At 60.3% G+C, this 13147-nt stretch carries 9 protein-coding genes; 4 read left to right on the forward strand and 5 right to left on the reverse strand.

Going from position 1 to position 13147, the window contains the following annotated elements:
* Nucleotides 1-55 precede the first annotated feature (55 nt).
* From JBO08_RS07540 to JBO08_RS07550, 3 genes are all read left to right on the forward strand, one after another.
* The gene (locus JBO08_RS07540; protein WP_220074238.1) at nucleotides 56-1228 is read left to right on the forward strand and encodes an alpha/beta fold hydrolase; all 1173 of its coding nucleotides are present in this window, start codon (nucleotides 56-58) and stop codon (nucleotides 1226-1228) included.
* Between the two features lie 127 nt (nucleotides 1229-1355).
* Nucleotides 1356-2732 (forward strand): cystathionine beta-synthase, encoded by a 1377-nt coding sequence (locus tag JBO08_RS07545; protein ID WP_220074237.1) that lies wholly within the window; start codon nucleotides 1356-1358, stop codon nucleotides 2730-2732.
* Nucleotides 2729-3895 (forward strand): cystathionine gamma-synthase, encoded by a 1167-nt coding sequence (locus JBO08_RS07550; RefSeq protein WP_065890908.1) that lies wholly within the window; start codon nucleotides 2729-2731, stop codon nucleotides 3893-3895. Before JBO08_RS07545 ends, JBO08_RS07550 begins: the two co-directional genes overlap by 4 nt.
* Before the next feature lie 31 nt (nucleotides 3896-3926).
* On the opposite strand, the gene JBO08_RS07555 is transcribed toward JBO08_RS07550, so the two are convergent.
* Nucleotides 3927-6125, reverse strand: a complete 2199-nt coding sequence (locus tag JBO08_RS07555) for an OsmC domain/YcaO domain-containing protein (protein WP_065872916.1) — start codon at nucleotides 6123-6125, stop codon at nucleotides 3927-3929.
* 222 nt (nucleotides 6126-6347) lie between these two features.
* Between JBO08_RS07555 and JBO08_RS07560 the strand changes: the two genes are divergently transcribed.
* The gene (locus tag JBO08_RS07560; protein WP_371914450.1) at nucleotides 6348-7853 is read left to right on the forward strand and encodes a methyl-accepting chemotaxis protein; all 1506 of its coding nucleotides are present in this window, start codon (nucleotides 6348-6350) and stop codon (nucleotides 7851-7853) included.
* A gap of 328 nt (nucleotides 7854-8181) precedes the next feature.
* On the opposite strand, the gene JBO08_RS07570 is transcribed toward JBO08_RS07560, so the two are convergent.
* The 4 genes from JBO08_RS07570 to JBO08_RS07585 all read right to left on the reverse strand — a co-directional run bounded on the left by JBO08_RS07570 (nucleotide 8182) and on the right by JBO08_RS07585 (nucleotide 12939).
* Nucleotides 8182-9507 carry an FAD-binding oxidoreductase gene (locus JBO08_RS07570; protein ID WP_220074236.1) on the reverse strand — a complete coding sequence of 442 codons (1326 nt, stop codon included), beginning with the start codon at nucleotides 9505-9507 and terminating at the stop codon, nucleotides 8182-8184.
* Nucleotides 9508-9613: 106 nt separating this feature from the next.
* Nucleotides 9614-10282, reverse strand: coding sequence for a haloacid dehalogenase type II (locus JBO08_RS07575; RefSeq protein WP_065872913.1), 669 nt, complete (start codon nucleotides 10280-10282; stop codon nucleotides 9614-9616).
* A 190-nt stretch (nucleotides 10283-10472) separates the two neighbouring features.
* Nucleotides 10473-11828, reverse strand: coding sequence for an aspartate aminotransferase family protein (locus JBO08_RS07580; protein WP_065890904.1), 1356 nt, complete (start codon nucleotides 11826-11828; stop codon nucleotides 10473-10475).
* Between the two features lie 25 nt (nucleotides 11829-11853).
* Complete coding sequence (locus JBO08_RS07585; protein ID WP_065872912.1) at nucleotides 11854-12939, reverse strand: phosphotransferase; 1086 nt, start codon at nucleotides 12937-12939, stop codon at nucleotides 11854-11856.
* Nucleotides 12940-13147 lie beyond the last annotated feature (208 nt).

Consider the following 13147-nt stretch of genomic DNA (forward strand, 5'->3'; position numbering starts at 1 on the left):
GACCTGATCGGCGCGTAAGGTCGGCTGCACTTTGCGCCGCTTGGGGGGGGACTCGATGAAATCACTGCATTTACTGATGCTGCTCAGCCTGGTCGGTTGCACCGCCCACTCAGCCGTACTGCCCTCACCTGCGCCGTCGAGTTTCGAACAATACCGCCAACAAACGCTGGTGGACCTTGAGCGTGACCGACGTTTCCAAAACCCAGACCACAGGCTGGAACTGGACTGGAATGCGCCGCGCGAATGGGTCTCGCAAACGCCCAATGGCCACGGCGTGCTACTGGTGCACGGTTTGGGCGACTCACCGGGGTCCTTCAGCGACATTGGCGCGCAACTGGCGTCGCGGGGCTACCGCGTGCGCACGCTGCTGCTGCCAGGGCATGGCACGCAACCGTCGGACATGCTCGACGTTAACATCGAGGATTGGCGCAGGACGGTGGCACAACACGTGGCGCTGCTGCGTCAGGAGGTGGATCAAGTCTATCTCGGCGGTTTCTCCACGGGCGCCAATCTGGTGTTGGAGTACGCTATTGAAGATCCGAGCATTGCCGGGCTGCTGATGTTTTCGCCCGCGTTCAAGGCACGCAATCGTTACATTTGGCTGTCGTCCTGGTTGGCCCACATCAAACCCTGGCTGCGCGACCCTGCCGGCCCTCGCCAGCAACAAACACCGCTGCGCTACCAGAACATCCCCACCAATGGCTTTGCCCAGTTCTACCAGACCAGCAAGTCAGTACGCGACAAACTGAAAGACCGGCCGTTTGATCGGCCCGTACTGATCGTCAGCGCTGCCCATGACTCGGTGATAGACGTCGGTTTTGTAAAGCAAACCTTCGCCGAGCGTTTCACCCACCCGGCTTCGCGAATGATCTGGTACGGCGACCCCAACAGCGCACAACCAATGTCGCGGGTCCTGGTACGCAATGACCACTTGCCCGCAGAGCGGATCAGCCAGTTCTCCCATATGGGGGTGTTGTTCGCCCCCACCAATCCCCTCTACGGGCCCAGCGGCAGCCAGCCTGTTTGCTTGAACGGCCAGACCGATGAGGACTTTGCGCGTTGTCGCGCAGGCGACCCCGTTTGGTATTCGGATTGGGGTTATCGCGAGCCGGGCAAAGTGCATGCGCGGCTGACATTCAATCCGTACTTCGGTTGGCAGGCCCAGGTTATGGATCAAGTGATGCAAGCGTCTTCAACGTCGTTATCGCATCGACAAAACCCGCCCTGACGGCCAATGCGCCAAAAAAAGATAAACAGCGGACCACCCGGTTGCGAGCGCTGCGATCCAGGCCTATGGTCCAAGGCATGCTTTGCACTTTGCTGTCCCACCTACGCCCACTCGCACCGGTGACGCCATGCCCAGCCCTTCCCGCCCCGCCGTCCTCGAGCTTATCGGCAACACGCCGCTGGTTCGGATCAGCCGGTTCGACACCGGTCCCTGCACGCTGTTTCTCAAACTTGAATCGCAAAACCCCGGGGGTTCCATCAAGGACCGTATCGGCCTGGCCATGATCGATGCCGCCGAACGCGACGGCCGTCTGCGCCCTGGCGGCACGATCATCGAAGCCACCGCCGGCAACACCGGGCTGGGCCTGGCGCTGGTCGGCCGGGCCAAGGGCTACCGGGTGGTGCTGGTGGTGCCTGACAAGATGTCCACGGAAAAAGTGCTGCACCTCAAGGCCATGGGCGCCGAGGTGCATATCACCCGTTCCGACGTGGGCAAGGGCCATCCCGAGTATTACCAGGACATGGCCGCGCGCCTGGCAGAGGACATTCCCGATTCGTTCTTTGCCGACCAGTTCAACAACCCGGCCAACCCCCTGGCCCACGAGACCAGCACCGCGCCGGAGATCTGGGCCCAGACCCAGCATGATCTGGACGCGATTGTGGTGGGCGTCGGCTCGGCCGGCACGCTCACCGGCCTGACGCGGTTCTTCAAACGCGTGCAGCCCGAACTGGCCATGGTGCTCGCCGACCCTGTCGGTTCGGTGATGGCCGAATACAGCCGCAGCGGCAGGTTGGACACACCGGGCTGCTGGGCGGTGGAAGGCATTGGCGAGGACTTCATCCCCTCGATTGCCGACCTGTCCAGCGTGCGCCACGCCTATTCCATCAGCGATGAAGAAAGCTTCGACCACGCCCGGCAGTTGCTCAAGGCCGAGGGCATCCTTGGCGGTTCATCCACCGGCACCCTGCTCGCCGCCGCCCTGCGTTACTGCCGCGAACAGACCGAGCCCAAGCGTGTGGTGACCTTTGTGTGCGACACGGGCACACGCTACCTGTCGAAGGTCTACAACGACCAATGGATGACCGACGCGGGCCTGCTGCACTACAAGCACTACGGCGACCTGCGCGACCTGATCGCGCGGCGCTTCGAAGACGGCCGCGTGATCAGCGTGAGCCCCGACGACACCCTGCTCACCGCCTTCCAGCGCATGCGCCTGGCTGACGTGTCCCAACTGCCGGTGCTGGTGGACGGCAAGCAATTGGTGGGCGTGATCGATGAATCCGACATCCTGCTGGGCCTGCATCAGGACGCCACGCACTTCTCCATGATCGTCTCCAGCGCCATGACAGACACCCTGCAAACCCTGGCCCCCAGCGCCAGCCTGGCGCAATTGCAGGCGGAACTGGATCGCGGCCTGGTCGCCATTATTGCCGACGCCTCGGGCTTCCACGGCCTGATCACCCGCGTCGACCTGCTCAACCACTTACGGAGGTCCCTGGCATGAGTCAGTCTGATAAAAGCGCATTTGCCACGCGAGTGATCCACGCCGGGCAATCTCCCGACCCGACCACGGGCGCGCTGATGCCGCCGATCTACGCCAATTCCACCTACCTGCAAGACAGCCCCGGCGTGCACAAGGGCTTCGACTACGGCCGCTCCCATAACCCGACACGGTTTGCCCTAGAGCGCTGCGTGGCGGACCTGGAAGGTGGCAGCCAGGCATTCGCTTTTGCGTCCGGGCTGGCGGCGATCTCGACGGTGCTGGAATTATTGGATGCCGGCGCCCATATCGTGTCCGGCAATGACCTGTACGGCGGCACTTTCCGTCTGTTCGACAAGGTGCGCCAACGCAGCGCCGGGCACCGCTTCAGCTTTGTCGACCTGAGTGATTTGTCGGCGTTTGAGGCCAGCTTGCAGGACGACACGCGCATGGTCTGGGTCGAGACCCCCAGCAACCCCCTGCTGAGCCTCACCGACCTCAGCGCGATCGCGCGCATCTGCCGCGATCGCGGCATCATCTGCGTGGCCGACAACACCTTCGCCAGCCCATGGATCCAGCGCCCGCTGGAGCTGGGCTTTGATGTGGTGGTGCATTCCACCACCAAATACCTCAACGGCCACTCCGATGTCATTGGCGGCATTGCCATTGTCGGCGACAACCCTGAGCTGGCTGAACGCCTGGGCTTCCTGCAGAACTCGGTTGGCGCCATCGCTGGCCCCTTCGATGCCTTCCTGACGCTGCGCGGCGTGAAAACCCTGGCACTGCGCATGGAGCGCCATTGCAGCAACGCCTTGGACCTGGCCACTTGGCTGGAGCAGCAACCGCACGTTTCGCGGGTGTACTACCCGGGCCTGGCGTCCCATCCGCAGCATGAGCTGGCACGAAAACAGATGCGTGGGTTTGGCGGGATGATTTCGATTGACCTGAACAGCGACTTGGCCGGCGCTACGCGCTTCCTGGAAAACGTCAAGATCTTCGCCCTGGCTGAAAGCCTCGGCGGCGTGGAAAGCTTGATCGAACACCCGGCGATCATGACCCATGCGAGCATTCCGGCCGCCACGCGGGCGCAGTTGGGAATTGGCGATGGGTTGGTGCGGTTGTCGGTGGGCGTTGAGGATGTAGAGGACCTGCGCGCGGATTTGGCGCAGGCCCTGGCACACATCTAACATCCGACATCGATCCCCTGTGGGATCAGCGTCAGGCTGAGGTGATGTTGGCGCGCGCCGAATGCAGCTTCTTGTAACTCTCAATCAAGCGCTGATGCCGCTCCAACCCTTCCAGCTTCATACTGGTCGGCGTCAGGCCATAGAACCGCACATCGCCCTTCACCGAACCAATCACCGCGTCCATCCGCTCATTGCCAAACATGCGGCGGAAGTTGGCTTCGTAATCCGCCAGTTCCAGGTCGTCGTCCAGTTCCATCTCCAGCACCGCATTCATCGCTTGATAGAACAGGCCACGCTCAGCGGTATTGTCGTTGTACTGCAGGAACATCTCCACGCACTCTTTGGCTTCCTCGTGTTGCTGCAAGGCGAGGAAGATCAGCAATTTCAACTCCAGAATGGTCAACTGACCCCAGGCGGTGTTGTCGTCGAACTCAATGCCGATAAGGGTGGTGATATCGGTGTAGTCGTCCAGCTCGCTTTCGATCAGACGCTCGACCAACGCTTGCAGCTCTTCCTCATTGAGGCTGTGCAGGTTGAGGATATCCGCGCGGAAAAACAGCGCCTTATTGGTGTTGTCCCAGATCAGGTCATCCACCGGGTAGATTTCCGAGTAGTCCGGCACCAGGATGCGGCACGCGGTGGCGCCGAGGTGTTCGTACACCGCCATGTAGGATTCTTTGCCCATGCCTTCAAGGATGCCGAACAGCGTCGCGGCTTCCTGGGCATTCGAGTCTTCGCCTTCGCCGGAGAAATCCCACTCAACGAACTCGTAGTCCGACTGGGCACTGAAGAAACGCCACGACACCACGCCGCTGGAGTCGATGAAGTGCTCGACGAAGTTGTTCGGCTCGGTCACCGCCTGGCCTTCAAAGGTCGGCTGCGGCAGATCATTCAAACCCTCGAAACTGCGGCCTTGCAGCAGTTCGGTGAGGCTGCGCTCCAGCGCCACTTCCAGGCTCGGGTGCGCGCCGAAGGAGGCGAAGACGCCGCCGGTGCGTGGGTTCATCAGGGTCACGCACATCACCGGGAATTCACCGCCCAACGAGGCGTCTTTTACCAATACCGGAAAGCCCTGGGCTTCCAGGCCTTGAATACCGGCCAGGATGCCAGGGTATTTGGCCAGGACCTCGGCCGGTACGTCCGGCAAGGCGAACTCACCTTCGATGATTTCACGCTTCACTGCACGCTCGAAAATCTCCGACAGGCATTGCACCTGGGCTTCGGCCAGGGTGTTGCCCGCACTCATACCGTTGCTGAGGTAAAGGTTTTCGATCAGGTTGGACGGGAAGTACACCTCCTCCCCGTCGGACTGGCGCACGAATGGCAGCGAAACAATCCCGCGCGCTTCGTTGCCGGAGTTGGTGTCGAACAGGTGCGAACCACGCAGTTCGCCATCGCGGTTGTAAACCTTGAGGCAGTAAGCGTCGAGGATTTCGCTTGGCAGTGCGTCCTTGGGACCTGGCTGGAACCAACGCTCATCCGGGTAATGCACGAAGGCTGCATTCGCCAGTTCTTCGCCCCAGAACTGGTCGTTGTAGAAGAAGTTGCAGTTGAGCCGTTCGATGAACTCGCCCAGTGCCGACGCCAAGGCGCCCTCTTTGGTCGCGCCCTTGCCGTTGGTGAAGCACATCGGCGAGTGTGCATCGCGGATATGCAGCGACCAGACGTTGGGCACGATATTGCGCCACGAAGCGATTTCGATCTTCATGCCCAAGCCGGCGAGAATGCCGGACATGTTGGCGATGGTCTGTTCCAGTGGCAGGTCTTTGCCGGCAATGTAGGTACCGCCCTCGGCCGTAGAACCTGGCATCAACAACGCCTGGGCATCAGCGTCCAGGTTTTCGACTTCTTCGATGACGAACTCAGGCCCGGCCTGCACCACTTTTTTAACCGTGCAGCGGTCGATGGAGCGCAGGATGCCCTGGCGGTCCTTGTCGGAGATATCCGCCGGCAACTCAACCTGGATCTTGAAGATCTGGTTGTAGCGGTTTTCCGGGTCGACAATGTTGTTCTGCGACAGGCGAATATTGTCCGTGGGGATATTGCGTGTTTCGCAGTAGAGCTTCACGAAGTACGCCGCGCACAACGCCGACGACGCCAGGAAGTAATCGAACGGCCCCGGTGCCGAGCCATCGCCTTTGTAGCGAATGGGCTGGTCGGCAATCACCGTGAAGTCATCGAACTTGGCTTCAAGCCGGAGGTTGTCGAGAAAGTTGACCTTGATTTCCATGGGGGCACACCAGAATAACGGCTAAACAAAAATGGCCGCCATTATGAGGGGTTTCATCCGCAAATTTCAGGCTTTTGACCAGTGGCTGGCGAATTAGCCAATGTGCATTAACCTTTTAGCAGTTGGCGCCGATGGACTGAGGGCAACCAGGGAGTAGTCTGAATGCGCAATAACCAGCCTGTAACACAACGCGAGATTTCCCTCGCGCCGCAACAAAAACTCATCTCCGCCACGGATGTCCGCGGTGTCATCACTTACTGCAACGACGCCTTTGTCGAGATCAGCGGCTTTGAACGCGCCGACCTGATCGGCGCGCCGCAGAACATCGTACGTCACCCTGATGTGCCCCCCGCCGTTTTTGCGCACATGTGGAGCGCGCTCAAACAAGGCCAGCCGTGGATGGGCATCGTCAAGAATCGCTCGAAAAATGGTGACCACTATTGGGTCAACGCTTATGTCACGGCGATTTTTGAAGGCAATAAGGTTGTCGGTTTCGAGTCAGTGCGGGTCAAGCCCAGCGCCGACGAAATCCGCCGGGCCCAGGCCCTGTATCAGCGTATCAGCCGGGGCAAACCGGGCGTGCCACGCCAGGATGCCTGGCTGCCGGCCGCCGTCAGCTGCGTGCCTTACGTGGCAACCGGACTGGCTGGCAGCCTCGCTGGATTATTCCTCAGTGCACCGCTGGCTATTGCAGTGGCCGTCGCCGTCGCTGTGCCGGTCGGTATGCTTTGCTCACGCTGGCGCCAAGGCAGCACCTTGCGCCTGTTGCAAGGTGTCGAACCCTCGACGTCGGATGCGTTGATCGCGCAGATGTACAGCGACGCCCGGGGGCCACAGGCACGCTTGGAAACAGCGTTCCTCAGCCAGAGCGCGCGCCTGAAAACCTGCCTCACCCGTCTGCAGGACAGCGCTGAACAATTGAGTGCCCTGGCCGGGCAATCCGATCAGTTGGCCTCTGCCAGCTCCAAGGGCCTGGACCGCCAGCGTGTCGAAACCGAACAAGTCTCCGCCGCCGTCAACCAGATGGCCGCGACCACTCAGGAAGTCGCCAGCCACGTACAGCGCACCGCGGATGCCACCCAGCAAGCCAACGTGCTGACCGGACGCGGTCGTGAGGTGGCGCGGGATACCCGTGAAGCCATCGAACGCCTGTCCGCTGTCGTCGCCGAGACTGGCGTCACCGTGGCGCAATTGGCTCGGGACAGCGACGAAATCGGCAGTGTGGTGGATGTGATCAAAGGCATTGCCGACCAGACCAACCTGCTGGCGCTCAACGCGGCTATCGAAGCGGCCCGTGCGGGTGAAATGGGCCGCGGCTTTGCCGTCGTCGCCGACGAAGTGCGCCAACTGGCGCAACGCACCTCCCAATCCACCACCCAGATCCACGGGCTGATTACCCAGTTGCAGGCGTCCTCCAACAACGCCGTGAACAGCATGGCAAACGGTCAACGCCAAGCGCAGGAAGGCGTCGCCTGGGTGCTCGAAGCTGACCAGGCCCTGGTAGGCATCAGCGAAGCGGTGTCCCATATCACCGACATGACCACCCAGATCGCCGCCGCCACCGAAGAACAGAGCGCGGTCGCCGAGGAGATCAGCCGCAACATCACCACCATCGCCGAACTGGCTGACCAGACCTCGATACAAGCCCATCAATCCACTGACCTGAGCAAGGAGCTGACAAGTACCGCATCCACCCAATATGCGTTGGTTGAGCGGTTTAATCGCTGATCCTCTGTTAACGGTGGCAAGCCCGCTTGCTGTGGCGAGCGGGCTTGCCACAGCAAAACCAAAAACCGGTGCCTTTATGGGGTAACCCTGTTTGGGTTAACGCCTGCCTCCCCCCCGTCATGAAGCCCTCCCATGTCCATCACGGATAACCCCCTCGCCTTCACCTTCGCTGCCACGCTGCTCACACTCACGCCCGGCCTCGACACCGCACTGGTGTCGCCGGCCAGGAGACAGACTCAGCGATGCACAGCGCCCCACAAGGATCTGCCGAGGCTGTCGGCCGGGCAGTCCCTGGTTTGCGGCAGCACGCCAATCACCGGCGGCGGGCTCAGAAGTCCGCAACCTTACCCCAGGACGAGGACTGGAAGCGGTCCGGGTGATACGGTCGCGGATCAACAATGGGCGCAGCGCCGCTGACGATATCGGCTATCAAGTGGCCTGCGCCTGGACCAATACCAAATCCATGCCCACTGAACCCGGCTGCCAGCACCAGCCCCGGAAGGCTAGGCATTTCGCCAATGCAGGGAACGCCGTCAGGGGTGCTGTCCACATAACCGGCCCAGGCGGCATTGACCTTTGTGCCCTTCAAAGCAGGAACCAGCTCCACCGCTCGCTTGTAGGTCAGTGCAACCGCAGAGGCATCCGCTTTCGGATCGAGAATTCGCATCTTCTCCATCGGCGTCGGCTGGTCCAGGCGCCAGCGTTTCCAGCTTTCATGGCCCGAGCGAATGCCCTCCAGCCCGCCAGGTGCAAGGCTGCGCCATCTGCGCTGAAACATCGGCAGAAACTGCGCAGCGAAACCAAGCAGTTGCGGTGTGACGTCGACACGCCCTCTACCACTGATCGCCAGCGTGTAGCTGCCATCGGCGCGGCGCGTCATGGAGGCGCCGGCCGTGTGAAGCGCACTGGGTATTTCCTGAGAAGGCGCGCTTACCGATAGCACAGTCTGCCGAATGGTGGCCTGGGGAAAACGAATGCCATATTGGCGACAGAAGGAGGACGCCCAGGCACCCGCGGCGAGCACCGCGAGCTTGGTACGGATGGTGCCTTTTTCGGTAACCACCGCAGACAATCGACCCGCCTCGGTCTCGACTCCACGGACGGCGCAGCCCTGATGCACCGTGCTGCCCAGGCTCATGATCGCGCGAGCAACCGCCGGCGCAGCGCGGGAAGGATCAGCAATGCCGTCAGTGGGCGCAAACACCCCGCCTTTCCACTGCTTGCAGGTTGCCTTGCCGCGCTCAGCAGCCTGTTGCGCAGAGAGCATATGAGTCTCGACGTTGACGGTGCGGGCAAATTCACCCCAGCGTGCCCAGCCCTCGAGCTCCTTTTCGTTGTTGCTGAGGTAGAGCAGGCCGCAGCGGGTAAACCCCGTATCTTCACCCGTTTGCGCGCTGAACTGCCCCCACAACTCCAGGCTTTTAGTCGCCATCGGCAACTCGCGCGCATCGCGATTTTGCTGACGACACCAACCCCAGTTACGACTCGATTGCTCGGCACCTATCATGCCCTTCTCGACCAGGGCTACCTTGAAGCCGCGCTTGGCCAGGTAATAGGCGGTAAACGCGCCGATGATGCCGCCGCCAATCACAACCACATCAGCCTCCGTCGGCAGTTCGGGTGTGGTTTTTATGGAAACTAAGGGAGCTGGCATGTTTGAAGTACCCGTTGGCGTCGGTAGCCGTTTACGCTGCATACATTGATCAAATCGGGTTAGCCTCAACCCGGCGGGCGGATTTTTTCTCCAGGCGCGCTCAGGACTAAAGCCCTACCAGCCCAGGCAACCCACCAATGTCCGAAATCTGATGGTAACCAAAGGTGGCATGCGCGGGCTGCTCATGACCACGGGCGACAAACGCTTTGTGCTTGATCTTCATGTCGTGGGCCGACATCAGGTCATAACGGAAGCTTGACGACACGTGCAGCACATCCTCCGGCCCGCAGTTGAGGTTGTCGAGCATGAACTCAAACGCCGCCAAACGCGGTTTATAAGCCTGGGCCTGCTGCGCGGTGAAGACCTTGTTGAAGGGTGCGCCGAGCTTGTCGACGTTGGACATGATTTGCTCGTCCATCGCATTGGAGAAGATCACCAGTGGAATTTTGCCGGCGATTTTTGCCAGGCCCGCGGGCACATCCGCGTGCGGGCCCCAGGTCGGTACGGCATCGTAGTACAGCTGCCCTTCGTCGCGGTATTCGATCCCCCATCGCTTGCAAGTGCGCGCCAGGGCGGTCTTGAGAATCACGTCATACGGCAGCCAGTCGCCCATCACTTGGTCCAGGCGGTAAGCGGCGTAATCCTTGACGAATTGATCCATGCGCTCAGCGGGAACACGGTCGGCGAACAGCTCGCGCGTCAAGGCTGCCGTCTTGAAATTGGTCAAGGTGCCGTAGCAGTCGAAGGTGATGTATTTGGGGCGAAGAAAGCTCATGAATGCGGTCCTTAATGAGGGATGAAGTCATAGCGGGGCAGGCAGTTCGACGCATGGGGCATCGCTCGTCATGGGGTTATTACATCACCACGAGGCCATGCATAAACGGTTAAAAGCATGGGCTACCTGCAACAAACTACCGTTTACTTGGCCTGGCCCGGCAGACTTTGCCAGCGCGACAGGCCAGGGTTCACAACGCAGCAAACGCCTTTTCCAGCGCGTCCAGCAGTCGACCCGCTTCCTTTGGCGTCCAGATGAGTGGCGGGCGAATTTTCAGGATGCTCGCATCCGGTCCCGTGGCGGAAATCAGCACCCGCTGCTCACGTAAATGGTTAACCAGGCGCAGCGCCGTTTTCATGTCAGGCGCTTTCGAGCTCCGGTCCGTAACCAATTCAACAGCGAAGTACAGGCCGGTGCCGCGCACATCGCCGATCGGCTCATAGCGCTGGGCCAGGTCTTTCAGACCGGCCATGATCAGCCCTCCCACACGGTTGGCGTTGGCCATGAGCTGCTCTTCGCGAATGACGTCGAGCGTTGCCTGCGCTGCGGCAATCGCCACGCTATTACCGCCGAAGGTGTTGAAATAACGCATGTCGCGCCCGAAACTCGCAACGACTTCCGGGCGTACCATCAAGCCCGCCACGGGGTAACCGTTGCCCATGGGTTTGCCCATGGTGATGATGTCCGGCACGACGCCATGGCGCTGATGGCCCCAGAAGTGCGTACCGCTGCGCCCAAAGCCGGACTGAACTTCATCGGCAATGAACAAGCCTCCGGCTTTACGCACGACCTCGGCAATCGGGCCGAACACGTCGACCGGGTCACAAAACACGCCATCGGAGGAGAACAGGCAGTCGGCGATAAAGGCCGCGACACCACCGCCATGGCGCTGGATATCCTGAATCTGCGCACTGACCTGGTCCGCCATATAGCGCCCCAGCGCTTCACGCGGAATACGGTAGGAGTCTGGCGCAGGGACCTGCCGAACAAACGGATCAAGTTTGGCGTTGGCCCCCAGCGAGGGTGAAAACGCCGCCACGGTGGCAGAGTTTCCGTGATACGCCTCGGCGGTCACGATGACGCCGGTGTTACCGGTGTGATGGCGCGCAATGCGGATTGCCAGGTCGTTGGCTTCCGAGCCACTGCACGTGAACATCAACTGCCCGTCAGCGCCCATCTCGCCATCCGCAGTCGCACGCAGCTGTTCGGCATAATCGAGAATGCCGTCCTGCATATAGCGGGTGTGGCTGCACAGGGTACTCAATTGCTCGGTGATCGCCGCGATGACGCGAGGATGGCAGTGCCCCACCGACACGACATTGTTGTAGGCATCCAGATACTCATTGCCGTCCTTGTCATACAGGTAAGCGCCTTTCGCACGGGCCACGCCCACGGGTTCGTTATAGAACAACCGATAGGCCGGGCCTAACAGATTGGCGCGCCGCTCGATATGCTCGCGCGTCGTGACGTCCAGCCTCTCGATATTGGCCGGATTGAACCCGTTTGGCATATCACCACGGGTAGCCTCGATTTTTGAATTGCTCATTTGAATCCCCTTTAGCAAGGAAGCATTAATCGGCGAAGGACATCAGGAGTTCTGACATTTGCGCGGGTGATCGGTTAAGCATCCAGTCGAGCTGGCCCCAGCCGGGCGCAGCATTCCTCAAGATGTACGCGCTGTTGTGCGGGAACAATTGCGAGCGCCAGGTCGTAATCAAGGCGCGGGCGGTCAAGCGCGCCATTGCGAGGTGCGGGATGAGGGCCAGCTCTGCGCCGGTGAGGTCGGCGATGCGAAGGTAGCCCCGCAGGAGATCTTTTGCCGGGGCAAAAATATCCACCGAGTCATCGGCGCCTACCGTGCCTAACTGGTTCATCATGGCCGTGGCGACATCAATGGCGATGGCGGTCTTGACCGTGTCGCCAAAATCAATGACGCCGCTGACAAACTGCTTGCTGCGCGTATCAATCACAATGTTTGAAGTGTTGAAGTCGTTGTGCAGCACTTGCTGCCGACATCCGGCGATCAAGCCCTCAACCGCAGAAAACCGTTCAAGCGCCGTTTCCAATTGCTGGCGGCGCAGCGGCTCAGCCACACAGTTGATCAGGGGCTCGAGTGTGCTCAGGTGCTGAACATCCCAGCACACCTTGCGCGACTCTGCCGGGTGGGAGAAATCGGCAGTGGCCAGCCTGAGACGGGCAAGCAATTGGCCGATATGCTCGCGCCCTAGCGGTTTCACCGAGGTTTTGTCGAGCGGCGTGCCTGCCAGGAAACTCATGAGCCGCACCTGCCTTGAATCGCCATTGCGCGTGGTAATGCGTGTCAGGTACTCACCCTCCAGCGATTGATAAACCCTGGGGGTCGGAAGCTGCGGCGCCTTGCGCTCAATGTGCCGCATCACTTCGACCTGCAGCGAGAGTTCCAGCGGAACCTCCCGCGGGTTGGCGATTTTCAGCACATAAGACGTGCCGCCCTGGCAGTCGCACCGAAACGTATCGTCCTTTTCCGTCGCGAACCGGGTGAGGTCCGCACTTAAGCCAAACTGCTCGCGCAGGATCCGTGTGCCTTCCTCCAGGGAGACCGGGGTAAAAGGCGCCGCCAAATCACCCTGCAAGCTTGCGAGGTCCTCACTGTGCAGATCGTTCTGAATCACTTGCATCGCTGAACTCCTGGCCCTGGACATGCGATGCCGCGCACGTCTTTGATGCCCGAATATTGTGCTACAATTTTTTATATTGAAAGAGATTAAGGCCAATTTTTTTCGAGATATACGGGTTAACTTTCAAAAAACATCCTCAAATATTTGATTTTAAATAAGAAAACTTAGTGAATTATTTTTGCCTACTTTTATTTTTGTAGAACAAACA

This window comes from Pseudomonas sp. LAP_36 (assembly GCF_019456785.1).
Classification (GTDB): domain Bacteria; phylum Pseudomonadota; class Gammaproteobacteria; order Pseudomonadales; family Pseudomonadaceae; genus Aquipseudomonas; species Aquipseudomonas tritici.